Source organism: Pseudomonas sp. NPDC089752 (genome assembly GCF_044748725.1).
Taxonomy (GTDB): domain Bacteria; phylum Pseudomonadota; class Gammaproteobacteria; order Pseudomonadales; family Pseudomonadaceae; genus Aquipseudomonas.
Window position 1 is genome coordinate 132,791 of record NZ_JBIVGP010000001.1, and the last position, 14,651, is coordinate 147,441.

Sequence of the window (14,651 nt, forward strand, 5' to 3'; positions counted from 1 at the left end):
TAGGCAAACTTCTCAGGATTTATTCATCCTCGCGCTGCAATACCATCAGCAGGAAGGAGCGCCCTTTGACCTCGAACCTACTCTCAAACTGCAAATGCTGCCCCTTGCGCAATTCCGGCCGGTCGGTATCGACCAGGCAGCTCCAGTAATCGCCTTCCGGAACGCTTGGCAACAGAAACGGCACTACATCATGGTGCGCATTGACTATCAGCAACGCAGTCGCTTCGGACCCCGGTCTGGCAATGCCGCTGACCTGCGCGCGCCCATCGATCAGCATCCCCAGGCAACGCCCATGTGGATCCTCCCACTGCTCCACACTCATCTCGCTGCCATCTGGCGCCAGCCAAGTTACGTCCTTTACCCCGATCGCTTCGTTGTAGTCGCCGACCAGGAAACGGGATCGGCGCAGTACCGGGTAGGCCAGGCGCAAGCGAGTCAGGCGCTTGACGAAGGCCAGCAGGTCCTTGCCGTCCTCGTCCAGGTCCCAGTTGATCCAGCCGATCTCGCTGTCCTGGCAATAAGCGTTGTTGTTGCCATGTTGGGTGCGGCTGAACTCATCGCCGGCGACGATCATCGGCGTGCCTTGGGCGAGCAGCAGGGTGGCAAAGTAGTTGCGCATCTGGCGCATGCGCAGGGCGTTGACCTCGGGGTCGTCGGTGGGGCCTTCGACGCCGCAGTTCCACGACAGGTTGTTGTCTGTACCGTCCTGGTTGTTCTCGTCGTTGTCTTCGTTGTGCTTGCTGTTGTACGACACCAGGTCGCGCAGGGTGAAGCCGTCATGCGCGGTGATGAAATTGACTGAAGAGTAGGGGCGTCGCCCCCGGTTGTTGAACATGTCGCCGGAAGCGGTCATGCGCGCGGCGAAGTCGGCCAGCTGGCCTTCGTCGCCTTTCCAGAACGCCCGCGCCGTGTCGCGGAAGCGGTCGTTCCACTCCGCCCAACCGGGTGCGAAATTGCCCACCTGGTAGCCACCGGGGCCACAGTCCCAGGGCTCGGCGATCAATTTTACCTGGCTGAGCATCGGGTCCTGGCGGCAGGCGACGAGGAAGCCGTGGCGTTCGCTGTAACCGTCGTGGTAGCGCCCGAGGATGGTCGCCAGGTCGAAGCGGAAGCCGTCCACGTGCATTTCGCCGGCCCAGTAGCGCAGCGAGTCGGTGACCAGCTGCAGCACGCAGGGGTGGCTGAGGTCGAGGGTATTGCCGGTACCGGAGTCGTTGATGTAGAAGCGCTTGTCATCGGGCATCAGGCGGTAGTACGAGGCGTTGTCGATGCCGCGCATGGACAGCGTCGGGCCGCGCTCGTTGCCTTCGGCGGTGTGGTTGTAGACCACGTCGAGAATCATTTCCAGGCCGGCGTCGTGCAGGTGCGCGACCATCTCCTTGAACTCGGCGATCTTGCCACTGGCAAGGTACCGCGGGTGCGGGGCGAAGAAGGCGATGCTGTTGTAGCCCCAGTAGTTGTTCAGGCCCTTGTCCAGCAGGTGCTGGTCGTTGACGAAGGCGTGGATCGGCAACAGCTCGATGCTCGACACGCCCAGGTCCTTGATGTGCTTGAGCAACTCGTCGTTGGCCAGGCCAGCGAAAGTGCCGCGCAGTTCTTCCGGCACCGCCGGATGGCGCATGCTGATGCCGCGGACATGGGCTTCGTAGATGATGGTGCGCTCCCAGGGGATCTGCACACGCTGGTCGCGGCCCCAGGTGAACGCCGGGTCGATGACCTTGCACTTGGGCACGAAGGGCGCGCTGTCGCGCTCATCGAACGACAGGTCGCCGTCGGGGTGGCCGATGGTGTAGCCGAACAGCGCCTCGGACCATTTCAGGCTGCCGACCAGTTGCTTGGCGTAGGGGTCGATCAACAGTTTGTTGGGGTTGAAGCGGTGGCCGTTCTCCGGCTCGTAAGGGCCGTAGACGCGATAGCCGTACACCAGCCCGGGATGGGCGTCGGGCAGGTAGCCGTGGTAGATCTCGTCGGTGTATTCGGGCAGCTCGATGCGTTCGAGTTCCTGCTCGCCGGTGGAGTCGAACAGGCACAGCTCGACTTTGGTGGCGTTGGCCGAGAACAAGGCGAAATTGACCCCCAGGCCGTCCCACGTGGCGCCGAGAGGGAAGGGCATGCCCTCGCGCAGGCGGGATGGGGCGATGGAGCGGGTTTTCTTAGGGGTGCGGGGGCTCATGGCGGTCCTCGGATGGCCTTGGGGAAGAGGAAGCGGTGTGACTGGAATGGCCTCTTCGCGGGCAAGCCCGCTCCCACAGGGACCGGTGGAGAACTTGTGGGAGCGGGCTTGCCCGCGAATAGGCCGGAACAGGCTCAACCCGCAGCGGGCTTTTTCACTGCCTTGGGCTTTTTCGCCGCCGCCGGTGTTACTCCCGGCAACGCTGCCGCCTTGGGCTCTGCAGGCGCCTTGGGCTTGGCGGCAGCCTTCTTGCGTGGCGCAGCCTTGGGGGCCAGCGCTTCGGCTTCGGCCAGCTTGCGAGCCATGTCCCAATGGCGTTCCTCCTCCCCTGCAGGCTTACCCTCCGACTCCCAGATCTGGTAAGCAAATTCGCGTATACGCTTTTCATCGACACTCATCATGACGCTCCTGATGCTCAAGATTGTTGTATCAACACATTGACCGGAAACTCCGCGAGCACGGCGCTCAACATCAGCTCCTTTGAAGGGCTGACCACCGCACTGGGGAAAAGTCCCATCGTATTGGCAGGTGACACGGCAAACGGCAGAATTACCCGGGTGTCGTCCCAGTTCTGCGCCGGGATCAACGGTGTAGTAGCGCCGCCCAGCAGGCCGCTGGCCAGGCGCGGGGCGACGACGATGGCGCGCTGTTCTTCATCCAGCCGGGCGAACGCCAGCACCTTGTCGGCATGCTTGCCCTGCACGCTGAGCGGCAGGTAGGCACCGCGCTGGAACAGCTCGGCATGCGCCTGTCGGCAGTCCAGAACCCGGGCCAGCAAGGCTTGCTTGACGCGGCCGTCTCGCCAGTGCGCCAGCAGCTCTGCGACAGGCGTTGCGTCGTCCAGCGTGCGACGCCTGGTAGCGTAGTCCACGGCGCGGCGGTTGTCCGGGTCGACCAGGCTGAAATCCCAGTACTCATTGCCCTGGTACAGGTCGGGCACGCCGGGTACGGTGCAGCGCAGCAGGGCCTGAACCAGGCCGTTGAGGGCGCCGGGGCAGGCGATCAGTTGCGCGGCATCGGCCAGCGACTGGCGCAACTGTTGGTTTTCGCGGTCAAGCAGCAAGCCATCGACATAAGCGCCGCAGGCGGCCTCGTAGGCCTCGTTGGGCGCGCTCCAGCTGCTGCGCAGCTTGGCTTCGCGCAAGGCTTTTTGCTGCCACTGGCGGATGCGTTCGGCATAGGCACGTAGCGCGTTGTCGTCGTGCAGCTCCAGCCCAAGCGGCCAGCTGCCCAGCAAGGTCTGCAGCAACAGCATCTCGTCACCGGGGCTGGGGGCCGGGCCGTCGTCGAGTTGCTCACGCAAGGGCGCGGCCAGCTCGCGCCAGTGCTCCACGCGGCTGGCCAACCAAGGCCCACGTTCGCTCAGCACGGCCAGCCGAGCGCGGGTGTCTTCACCGCGCTTGTGGTCGTGGGTGGCGGTGGCCAGCAGGTTGTCGGGGAAGTCGCGCAGGCGGCGCTGAGATTCGTTATGGAAGTGTTCGGGGCCGGCACTGAAACGCTCTGCCTCGAAGCCGACATCATTGCGCGACAGCAACCGTGCAGAGCGGTAGAACGCGGTGTCTTCCACGGCTTTGGCAGCCGTCGGAGCGGTGAGTTGTTGAAAGCGCACGCAGGCGTGGCGCAAGTGCTTGCGCGGGCGGCCAGGCGGCAGCTTGCGCCAGGGGTGGCCGCCGAGCCACTGTTCCAGCTGGTCGAGCAGCGGCCAGTCGGCTTCGCCAAGGTCCTGGCGGGCATCGCGCAGGGCCTGCTGGAAGAATTTCTCGTCCTCGGCCGGACGCCCGCACGGGTTGAAGTAGGTGCGGTATACCGGGTAATGCGCGACCAACGCCTGCAAGGCCCGACGGATGGCGCCGAGGGTCAGGTCGCGGGTCATCAGGTCGTCGCGGGCGACCTGCAGCAGCGCCTGGGCCACCGACTCGCAGTCACCGGCCAGGCTGGCATTGAGCACCAGGTGGCGAGCCTGGCGCACTTCTTCGGGGAAGTCGGGGCGCTCGCTGACATTGGCCCACAGCTCGGTGAGCGGCGCTTCGCCGGCCGGGTCGTGCTGCAGCAGCGAGACCTGGTTCATGAATTCATAGCCGGTGGTGCCGTCGGTGAGCCAGTCGCGGTGCAGATGCTCGTCAAGGCCGAGGATCTTCTCGACGTAAACCGGAAAATGCTCCAGGGCGGCATTCAGCGGCCGTTTGGCGAGCAGGCTTGCGACCCGTCGGCGCAGCTTGCGGCAGTAGCCGCGCGGGTCGGCCAGGCCGTCGATATGATCGATGCGCAGGCCGTCCACCAGGCCGCGCTCGATCAGCTCGAACAGCTTGGCGTGGGTGGCCTCGAACACCGCCGAGCGTTCGACCCGCAAGCCGCCCAGCTCGTTGATGTCGAAAAAGCGCCGCCAGTTGATGTCGTCGGCAGCGGTGCGCCAACTGGCCAGGCGGTAGGTCTGGCGCTCCAGCAACAAGTGCAGGCGTTTCAAGCCGGCCTCGCTGCGGCTGTCGAAGGCCTGGAGTGCCGACTGCAGGTCCGCGCCGTCGCTTACCAGCTGTGCCAGCTGACGCTGCAGGTCAACGGCGGCGGCCAATGGATCAGCCGCATCGCTCAGCGCCGTGAAGTGCTCGGCCAGGTACTTCAGCGCGGGCTCTGGGCTGAAAGACAGAATCCAGCCGTAATCGATGGGGCAGATGGGGAAGCGATGATCGTAGTGAGCCACCTGCAGCACGCCGTGTTGCTTGTCGAACTGCAACGGGATTTCGGCGTTTTTCAGCGCCACGCCATAGTCGCTGCCAAGGAAGGGCAGCAGCAGTTGGCCGGCCAACAGCGGGTCGCTGGAATGCCACTGGATGTCGAAGAATTCGGCATACGGGCTGCGCCGCCCCCAGGCCAGCAGGCTTTGCCACCATGGGTTGTCGGCGCCGCCGACCGCCATGTGGTTGGACACGGTGTCGAGAATCAGGCCCATGCCATGCTGACGCAGCGCGGCGACCAGGCGCTCCAGCGCCGCCTCGCCGCCAAGTTCCGGGTTGACTTGGGTCGGGTCGACCACATCGTAACCATGACGTGAGCCGGCGCGGGCCTTGAGAATGGGCGAGGCATACAGGTGGCTGATGCCCAGCTGGGCGAAGTAGGGCACCAACGGCACCGCGTGGTCGAGGGTGAAATCGCTGTGAAATTGCAGGCGCAAGGTCGCGGTCAACGGCTTCATCGGTCACGCTCCCAGGCTTGTTCGCGGGCCTGGGCCAAGAGCTCCAGGCGGCGTGCGGCGTCCTCGTCGTCGAGCAGGTCGCGTACCGGGGCGGCAAAGCGCCGACGCCAGTTCGGATGGCCTTCGGTGGTGCCGGGCAGGTTGGGTTGTTCGTCGCTGCCAAGCAAGTCTTCCAGTGGGATCAGCACCAGCGGTGCGCGGGTATGGCCGACGTAGCGAATGGCGGCATCGATCACGTGGTCGTTGTCCTTCTGCGTGCCGTAGTTGGCTTCCAGGATGCGGCGCAGACCGGCAGTTTCTTGCAGACGGGTCTGGCGCCAGTGCTTTTCGGCGTCGGCGTCGATCAGCTGCAGGCGCTGGCTCCAGTCGATGTCGCGGCTCTGCAGCCAGCCGGCCAGGGGCGCCAGATCGTGAGTGCCGGTGGTGGCCAGGGCGTTGTCCGGCCAATCGAGGATCGGCTTGAAATGGCCGGCCTGAGTCTGTTCGAAGGGCAGCACGCGCATGCCCAGCACGGCCTTGTCGGCCAGCTGTTCGCGCAGGCCTTCGGGCACGGTGCCGAGGTCCTCGCCGAGGATGATCGCCTGGTGCCGTACCGATTCCAGCGCCAGCAGGCGCAGCAGGTCTTCCAGTGGGTAGTGCAGGTAGGCGCCTTCGCTCGGCTTGCAGCCGCGCGGGATCAGCCACAGCCGACGCAGGCCCATGACATGGTCGATACGCAGGCCGCCGGCATGCGCGAGGTTGGCCCGCAGCATTTCGATGAAGGCGCGATAACCATTGCGCTTGAGGCCCTCGGGAGAAAATGCGCAGATACCCCAGTCCTGGCCTGAGCGGTTGAGGATGTCCGGCGGGGCGCCGACCTTGAGGTCGGCCAGCAGTTCGTCCTGGCGGCTCCAGGCCTGGCTGCCGGCACCGTCGGCGCCGACGGCCAGGTCGGCGATCAGGCCAACCGCCATGCCATTGCCGCGCGCCGCCTCCTGGGCGCGTTGCAGGCTACGTTCGGTGAGCCACTGGCAGAAGGCATGGAACTCGACCTTGGCTGGATAGGCGCTGGCAAAGGCTTCGACTTCCGGATGGTAGGGGTCATGCCAGGCGCTTGGCCAGTTGCGCCAGTCCGCGCCCAGGCCATGGTCCACGGCCTGGGCTTGCAGCACCTCGAAGCGGCAGTGGTGTTCCAGGGCTTCGCCACCGGCCTCGCGGAAGCTGTCGAAATCCTTACGCAGCGGATGATCGCCTTGGCTGAAGTCCTGGTACAGCGCTTCGAGCAGGCGCAGGCGAGCGTCGGCGGCGCGCGGCCAGTCGACCAGTGAGCGTTGTTCCAGGTCTTCCAGCGTCTGCTCCAGGCCACAGGCCTCGATGGCCATGCGCACGGCACGCTCGCCAAGCAGGGCAGCGGGGCTGGCGTACAGGGTGTTGAGCAGCAGGCGGCTGGACGGTGAATAAGGGCTGTAGTGTTGTTGGTCTATGGCGCAAAGGGCGTGGATCGGGCTGATCGCCAGGGCATCGGCACCACGCTCGGCCGCAGTACGTGCCAGTTGCTCGAGGGCCAGGCAATCGCCGTAGCCACCATCGCCCGGGCGGCGCAGGCTGTAGAGCTGTACCGCAAGGCCCCAGCAGCGGGGTGGCGGTTGTTCGACGGCATCCTCCAGGCTATGGCAGCGCTTGGGGGCCACCGCCAGGGTGAAGGTGCGGCCGTCGATGTCGACCTGATGGTAGCCGATGGGCAATTCGCCGGGCAGGCACGCCTGGGCGTCAAGGGCCAGCTTGAGTTTGTCGTGATTTTCCAACGTGCAGTGCGCGGCGCTGCCGGCGCTGAAGTAGCGCGACAAGGCCACGGGTTCGCCGAGGTCGGCGGTCAGCAAGGGCGGCAGGTGTTCGCTGTCTTCGGCACCCTCGACAGCCCGCAGGCTGTTGTCGACGGCACTGTCATCGGTGGCCGGATGACCCAGGCCCTCCAGTACTTTACGCAGTACTTCATCGTCCACCTGCTGGGGCCGGTTGTTGGCGTCGATCCAGTCGCGGGCCAACCCGACGCGGGCGGCCAGTCGGTGCAGTGCGGTTTCGCTCATGGGCTCTCCTGGCCGGGTGCAAGCAGGCTGACCACGCAACTGTAGGCAGACAGCGCGGTGTCGGGGTGCGTGGTGTCGCTGCTGTCGAACAGGCGGTGTTCGGCAGCGGGCAGTTCGACCGGCTGCGGCGTGGCCGCCAAGTTCAGGTCGATGCGCAAGGTGTTGCCGTCGCCCAGGCGCCAGCGTGCGGTCAAGGCCTTCTTCCCAAGCACCTTGGCGCCGAGTGCACGGCTGCCGGGCAGGTGCGGGATGATGTGGCGCTGGCGCAGTTCGAGCAGTTGCTGGTAGAGGCCGTGCCAGCCGGCGATGACTTCCTGGCGTTGCGGCCGCGAAGCCTCGAAGGTCTGCTCGGCGTTGGGGTCGGGAATGCGCTCGCGCTGCTCAGGGTCGGCGAATGCGTTGAAGTGGGCGAATTCGCCGCGCCTGCCTTCGCGCACGGCGTCGGCCAGCTCGTCATGGAAATCGGTGAAGAACAGGAACGGTCGGCAACTGCCATCGTCGTCGCCCATGAACAGCAGCGGGATCATCGGCGACAGCAGCAACAGGCCGGTCGCCGCGCGCAGGGCCTGGGGTGGGCACAAGCGGGTCAGGCGCTCGCCCAGCGCGCGGTTGCCAATCTGGTCGTGATTCTGCAGGAACAGGACGAACGAACTGGGCTCAAGGTGCCCGCTGGGCTCGCCGCGTGGCGTGCCGTGGCGGTTGGCCTGGCCCTGGAACACGAATCCTTCCGACAGGCAGCGGGCCAGCTTGTCGATGGGCTGCGCCTGGTAGTCGGCATAGTACCCCTCGGTTTCATCGGTAAGCAGTACGTGCAGCGCGTTGTGGCCGTCGTCGTTCCATTGGGCGTCGAAACCCTGGTCGAGCAAGAAGGCCTGGTTATGTTCGTTTTCCAGCACCAGCCAGACCTGCCGGCCAGGTTCTACCGCAGCGCGCACCCGTTGTGCCAGTTCGATCAGGAAATCGGGCTGGTCGATGGCGTGCACGGCATCCAGGCGCAGGCCGTCGCAGCGGTAATCGCACAGCCACATCAAGGCGTTCTGGATGAAGTATTCACGCACTTCGCGGCGGCGAAAGTCGATGGCAGCGCCCCAAGGGGTCTGCCGGTCCTCGCGAAAGAACGGGCTGGCGTACTGGTGCAGGTAATTGCCGTCCGGACCAAAGTGGTTGTAAACCACATCCACCAGCACCATCAGCCCCTGGCCGTGGGCGTTGTCGACCAGCGCGCACAATTGCTCGGGGCTGCCGTAGTTGTGCTGCGGGGCATAGGGCAGCACACCGTCGTAGCCCCAATTGCGTTCGCCGGGGAATTGCCCGAGGGGCATCAGCTCGATGGCGCTGATGCCAAGCGCCGCCAGGCGCGGCAGGTGTCGGGCGACACCTTCATAGCCATCGAGCACACCAACGTGCATCTCCTGAATGACCGCTTCGTGCCAGGGGCGCCCTTGCCAGGGGTGTTGCCAGGCATAGGCCTGGGTATCCACCACCTGGCTCGGGCCCTGCACGCCTTCGGGCTGAAAGCGCGAGGCCGGGTCGGCCACCTGCAATTCACCGTCGATGCGGTAGTGATAACGGTCACCGGCCTGGCACGGGGCAACCCCGGTGTACCAGCCATTGTCGTCGGGCAGCAGTTCGATGGGCGGCTGCTGCTCCAGTTCCAGGCTCACGTTGCGCGCATCCGGCGCCCACAGGGCGAAGCGCGCCGACGTGGCGTCCAATAGGTGTGCGCCATGTCTGTGCATCTTCCACCCCCTGCTCAGTAGTGGCTCAGTTGTGCCTGCTTGACCAGGTCCTCATAAAGGCGCGCATAGGGTTCGACCGCCTGGCACCAGTTGAACGGCTGGGTCATCGACAGGCAACGCATGGCGTTGAGCAGGTTCTTCTTGCCGTAGACATAAAAGGCCCGGGCAAGCGCCTCGCGGTAGCTGTCTGGCGTGGACTCGTCGAACAGGAAGCCTGTGACGCCGTTCTCGATGGTGTCGGCCAGGCCACCGGTGTTGCGGGCCACCGGCAGCGAACCGAAACGCTGTGCATACATCTGGCTCAGGCCGCAGGGCTCGTAGCGCGACGGCATCAGCAGAAAATCGCTGCCGGCGAACATGCGCCGGGCGTCGGTTTCGTTGAAGCCGATACGCACGCCGATGCGGCCTGGATGGCGCACCGCCAGCTCGCTCATGGCCTGTTCTTCTTCAGGCTCGCCACGGCCAATGATTGCGATTTGCCCACCCTGTTCGACGATGTAGTCGGCCACGGCCAGGGTCAGGTCCAAGCCTTTCTGAAAGACCAGCCGCGAAACAACCGCGAACAGGGGGCCTTCGGACGGCTCCAGCTCGAACAGGCGGCGGACTTCTTCGGCATTGCGTGCCTTGCCTTCCCAGTCATTGATGCTGAAGTTGTGCTGCAAGTGCTGGTCGGTGGCCGAGTCCCAGCTCTCGTCGATGCCATTGGGGATGCCACCGAGCAGACCTTGCTGAGCCTTGCTGGCGAGAAAACCATCCAGGCCGCAGCCGAATTCCGGGGTAGTGATTTCGCGGGCGTAGGTGGCGCTGACCGTGGTGATATGGCTGGAGTAGGCCAAGCCTGCCTTGAGGAATGACAGCTTGCCGTAGAACTCCATGCCTTCTTGCTGCATGGCATGGTCGGGGATCGCCAGCTCCGGGCTGCAGGCGCGGCTGTAGACGCCCTGATAGGCCAGGTTGTGGATGGTGAACAGGGTCGGCGTGTTCAGGCCGCGCCAGTGCATGTAGGCCGGCGCCAGGCCGGCGGGCCAGTCATGTGCGTGGACCACTTCGGGTTTCCAGTGGATCTTGCCTTCACCAGCGGCGATTTCGGCCGCAGCCAGGCCCAGGCGGGCGAAGCGGATGTGGTTGTCGGGCCAGTCGCGACCGTTGTTGGCACCATAGGGAGTGCCGTCGCGCTGGTACAGCTCAGGGCAGATCAGGACATAGATGACCAGGCCGTCGGCCATGTCCATACGGCCGATCTTGCACGGCGGCAGGGCAGCGTGGCCACCGAGTTCGCCGACGATATGAATGGGGTTGTCGCTTTCCATCACCTGGCTGTAGCCGGGGATCAGTACGCGTACATCGTGCAGGTGCGCCAACGCCCGTGGCAGCGCCGCAGACACGTCGCCCAAGCCGCCGGTCTTGACCAGGTCGGCGATTTCCGAGGTGACGAACAGGATCTTGCGTTTGTTCGGGTTGTGCTGGCGCTGAGCGCCGGGTGCCTTGGCTGTCGTTGCGAACTCCGGGGTGAGGGGTTCGCGGTTTTCCGGTTTGAATGAATCTACGTGAGGTTCGACAGCGGCACTGATCATACTTCTCTCCGTCCCTATGTGTGGCCGGGTGCTGGCACCCGTTGCTCTCTATCGTGTTGGCTTTCTCTGATACGTCACTTGGTAGTGCGGTCCTTGCCCCAGGGTCGTGCGCACGGGCACGGCGCGATCGGCATTCCGGCCGAAGGCGAGTGGACTGGTTGGGGTGGCAGGCCGTAGCGCGGAAAGTCCCGTTACAATTGGCCTACTTAGTTGCTGACCCGCCAGCGTTTGCAAAAGTTCGACTTTTTTACGTCGCTCTTCCCATGAGCAAATGGCGGGCCGAAAGCTGAGTGTAGGAGAGCTGGAGATAAAAAGGTGACCCACTGGTCACTTTCGTTATGAGGCGAGATAGACGCAAACGTTGGCGTGTGTAATCGGATGTGAACAGGGTGTTTCAGAGAGAGGCGCCAGCCAATTTGCGTCGCTCCTTTATGTAGCAACGGCAAATTGGCTGCGCTGTGGTGGTGCGCTAGGGGTCAACCTTGGGGCAATACGGAAGAATGATGGTGCTTGATCATCCAGTTTTGGCCATCCCAACGGTAGGTATAGGTGTATCGTGCAGCGACCTGCTTGCCGGTCGAGGCGTAATCGAACGTGTATAACCCGGCCAGGGTGGCCGTGTTGCATCCGGTCTGCAGGTGATGGCTGTCGAGCTTGCCGCTCGGGCGGTCGGCGAGGAAGTGGCGGAAGTAGTCGATTCGCTCGTCGCGTGTCAGCCGGGGTGTTTTCGATACGGTGGGCAGCAGTACCGCTTGCTCGTGATAAAGGTCGGCCACTTGCGCGGGATCACCTGTTTGAAGGGTGGTATTCCACTTCGCAAACAAGCCAAGCGCGTCGTGCTCGGTCAACGGCTGGCATTGCTCCGGCGCCGCTGCGTGGGCGTGCATGCCGATGGCGAGCAGGGCGGCGGTAGCAAGGTATTGGCTGGGACTCATGCGGTCATCCTCGGGATGCAGGCGCCAGGGTGGGCCTGCGGCGCCATCCAAAGTAGGGAAGGCGCCGCTCGCAAACGAGTGGGACGATCGGTCAGAGGCTGAAGGACTTTTCGCCGGTGTTGGCTTGCTTGAGCATCAGGGTGAGGCGGGCTACCTGCTGTTGCAGCTGGTCACGCTCGTCTTTGAGCTTACGCAGTTCATCACGGCGCACTGAGACATAGAGGGTCTGGGTGGGGGTGGCAGGCATCAAGGTACCCATGTATACACCTCGCGGTTTTGGCTGGTGACAGTTAAAGCGTAGTCGCTTCACGCGGCGCGCATTCTGAATTCTTTCGCAGCCTATGGGAACTTTTTTGTTTAACGTTGTCTCGCCGTTCGTCGCTGAACCCTCGGTCGGTGTGCTGGACTAATCTGAAACGTTGGATTGTTGTCATTCATTTTTTTAAGGGGAGCATCGGCTCATGCAATTGGGAATCGTCGGGCTGGGCCGCATGGGCGGCAATATTGCAAGGCGCCTGATGCGCGCCGGTCACCGCACGGTGGTCAATGACCGTAACCGTGAAGCCATCACCGCGCTGGAAGGCGAGGGCGCGCAAGGGGCGCACGATCTTGGCGCGCTGGTACAGAAACTAAAGGCCCCGCGCGCGGTGTGGGTGATGCTGCCGGCGGGTGAGCCCACCGAGCAGACCATCGCGCAACTGGCCGAACTGCTGGAACCGGGCGATGCGATCATCGACGGTGGTAACACGTTCTATAAAGACGACATGCGCCGCGCCGCCGAACTGGCCAAGCGCGGGCTGCATTACCTGGACGTCGGCACCTCCGGCGGGGTGTGGGGCCTGGACCGTGGCTACTGCATGATGATCGGCGGCGAGACAGATGTCTTCGAGCGGCTGGAACCACTGTTCAAGGCCCTGGCCCCAGGTGTGGGCGACATTCCGCGCACCCAGGGCCGCGAGGGTGAGCACGCGCGTGCCGAACATGGCTACATCCACGCCGGCCCGCCTGGTGCAGGGCACTATGTGAAGATGGTCCACAACGGCATCGAATATGGCCTGATGCAGGCCTACGCCGAGGGCTTCGACCTGCTGCGCAGCAAGGGCGGCAATGAGTTGCCTGAAGAGCAGCGCTTCGATCTGAACGTGGCCGAGATCGCCGAAGTCTGGCGCCGCGGCAGTGTGGTCACCTCATGGTTGCTCGACCTTACCGCCGATGCCCTGGTGGCCGACCCGCAGCTGGCGCAGTTCAGCGGCTCGGTGTCCGACAGTGGCGAAGGCCGCTGGACCATCGATGCCGCCGTCGAACAGGCCGTGCCGGTACCGGTGCTGTCCAGCGCGCTGTTCGCCCGCTTCCGCTCGCGCCAGCAGCAGGGTACTTATGGTGACAAGGTCCTGTCAGCCATGCGCCTGGGCTTTGGTGGCCACGTCGAGAAGAAAGGCCAATGAGCAAACCGACCATACCTGCTGCTCCGCCCTGCACCTTGTTCCTGTTCGGCGCCAACGGTGATCTGGTCAAGCGCCTGCTGACGCCGGCGCTATACAACCTCAGCCGCGACGGCCTGCTCGATCGCAACCTGCGCATCGTCGGGGTCGACCACAACGCCGCCACCGCCGAGGAATTTGCCGAGCGTCTGCATGACTTCATGCGCGAGCGGGACAAAGGCGGCGAGGGGGCGGCCAAGTGCCTGGATGAGAAGCTCTGGGCGCGTCTGGCCAAGCGCCTGGACTACCAGACCGGCGACTTCCTGGACCCAGCCACTTACACGGCGTTGGCCAAGCGTATCGACAAGACCAGCCATGGCAACGCGATTTTCTACCTGGCCACCTCACCGCGCTTCTTCCCGGAAGTCGCCCAGCGCCTGGGCGAGGCCGGATTGCTCGATGAGTCTGCGGGGGGCTTTCGCCGGGTCGTGGTGGAGAAGCCGTTCGGCACCGACCTGGCCAGCGCCGAGGCGCTCAATGCTTGCCTGCTGAAGGTGATGAGCGAGCGGCAGATCTACCGTATCGACCATTACCTGGGCAAGGAGACGGTGCAGAACATTCTGGTCAGCCGCTTCTCCAATGGCCTGTTCGAATCGTTCTGGAACAACCACTACATCGACCACGTGCAGATCACCGCCGCCGAGACCGTGGGCGTGGAAACTCGTGGCGGGTTCTACGACACCACTGGTGCGCTGCGCGACATGGTGCCCAACCACCTGTTCCAGTTGCTGGCGATGGTCGCCATGGAACCCCCTGCTGCGTTCGGCGCCGATGCCGTGCGTGGCGAAAAGGCCAAGGTGATCGGCGCCATCCGCCCATGGTCGGCGAAGATGGCGCTGAAGAACTCCGTGCGCGGCCAGTACACCGCTGGCAAGCAGGGCCGCAAGCACCTGGCCGGTTATCGCCAGGAGGAACGGGTGGCCGCTGACAGCCAGACCGAAACCTACGTGGCCCTCAAGGTGATGATCGACAACTGGCGCTGGGCCGGCGTGCCGTTCTATTTGCGTACCGGCAAACGCATGAGCGTACGCGACACCGAAATCGCCATCTGCTTCAAGCCCGCACCCTATGCGCAGTTTCGCGAATCGGAGCTCGAGCGGCCCAAGCCCAACTACCTGAAGATTCAGATCCAGCCCAACGAAGGCATGTGGTTCGACCTGCAGGCCAAACGCCCGGGGCCGGAGCTGGTGATGGAAAACGTCGAGCTCGGCTTCGCCTACAGGGACTTCTTCAAGATGACCCCGGCAACCGGCTACGAGACCTTGATCTACGACTGTCTGACGGGCGACCAGACCCTGTTCCAGCGGGCCGACAACATCGAAAACGGTTGGCGTGCGGTGCAGCCGTTTCTCGATGCCTGGGCGCAGGATGGCGAAGTGCATGAATATCCGGCTGGTGAAGATGGACCCGAGGCTGGAAATGAATTGCTGACCCGCGACAAGCGCGAGTGGCACAAGCTGGGGTGACTGTGCCGGCCCTTTCGCGGGGCAAGC

At 64.3% G+C, this 14,651-nt stretch carries 10 protein-coding genes; 2 read left to right on the forward strand and 8 right to left on the reverse strand.

From position 1 onward, the window contains the following. Window positions 1-19: 19 nt before the first annotated feature. From glgX to ACIPZF_RS00515, 8 genes are all read right to left on the reverse strand, one after another. Window positions 20-2,173: a glycogen debranching protein GlgX gene (gene glgX, locus ACIPZF_RS00480; RefSeq protein ID WP_400794209.1), complete on the reverse strand. Its 2,154-nt coding sequence runs from the start codon at window positions 2,171-2,173 to the stop codon at window positions 20-22. A gap of 134 nt (window positions 2,174-2,307) precedes the next feature. Continuing rightward, window positions 2,308-2,574, reverse strand: a complete 267-nt coding sequence (locus tag ACIPZF_RS00485) for a DUF2934 domain-containing protein (protein ID WP_400794211.1) — start codon at window positions 2,572-2,574, stop codon at window positions 2,308-2,310. 14 nt (window positions 2,575-2,588) lie between these two features. Further along, entirely contained in the window at window positions 2,589-5,363 is a 2,775-nt protein-coding gene (locus ACIPZF_RS00490) for a malto-oligosyltrehalose synthase (protein WP_400794212.1), read from the reverse strand. Then, window positions 5,360-7,429 (reverse strand): 4-alpha-glucanotransferase, encoded by a 2,070-nt coding sequence (gene malQ, locus ACIPZF_RS00495; RefSeq protein ID WP_400794214.1) that lies wholly within the window; start codon window positions 7,427-7,429, stop codon window positions 5,360-5,362. Before malQ ends, ACIPZF_RS00490 begins: the two co-directional genes overlap by 4 nt. Continuing rightward, the gene (gene treZ, locus ACIPZF_RS00500; RefSeq protein ID WP_400794216.1) at window positions 7,426-9,168 is read right to left on the reverse strand and encodes a malto-oligosyltrehalose trehalohydrolase; all 1,743 of its coding nucleotides are present in this window, start codon (window positions 9,166-9,168) and stop codon (window positions 7,426-7,428) included. The genes malQ and treZ overlap by 4 nt, the downstream gene beginning before the upstream one ends. A gap of 14 nt (window positions 9,169-9,182) precedes the next feature. Beyond that, window positions 9,183-10,742 (reverse strand): glycogen synthase GlgA, encoded by a 1,560-nt coding sequence (glgA, locus tag ACIPZF_RS00505; protein WP_400794218.1) that lies wholly within the window; start codon window positions 10,740-10,742, stop codon window positions 9,183-9,185. A 476-nt stretch (window positions 10,743-11,218) separates the two neighbouring features. Beyond that, on the reverse strand, window positions 11,219-11,677 hold the full coding sequence (locus ACIPZF_RS00510) for an SgcJ/EcaC family oxidoreductase (protein ID WP_400794220.1): 459 nt from the start codon (window positions 11,675-11,677) through the stop codon (window positions 11,219-11,221). A 91-nt stretch (window positions 11,678-11,768) separates the two neighbouring features. After that, window positions 11,769-11,936, reverse strand: coding sequence for a DUF6026 family protein (locus ACIPZF_RS00515; protein ID WP_400794222.1), 168 nt, complete (start codon window positions 11,934-11,936; stop codon window positions 11,769-11,771). Between the two features lie 202 nt (window positions 11,937-12,138). Here ACIPZF_RS00515 and gnd point away from each other — a divergent pair, with 202 nt between their 5' ends. Further along, window positions 12,139-13,122 (forward strand): phosphogluconate dehydrogenase (NAD(+)-dependent, decarboxylating), encoded by a 984-nt coding sequence (gnd, locus tag ACIPZF_RS00520; RefSeq protein ID WP_400794224.1) that lies wholly within the window; start codon window positions 12,139-12,141, stop codon window positions 13,120-13,122. Then, window positions 13,119-14,624: a glucose-6-phosphate dehydrogenase gene (zwf, locus tag ACIPZF_RS00525; RefSeq protein WP_400794226.1), complete on the forward strand. Its 1,506-nt coding sequence runs from the start codon at window positions 13,119-13,121 to the stop codon at window positions 14,622-14,624. The genes gnd and zwf overlap by 4 nt, the downstream gene beginning before the upstream one ends. Window positions 14,625-14,651: the final 27 nt, after the last annotated feature.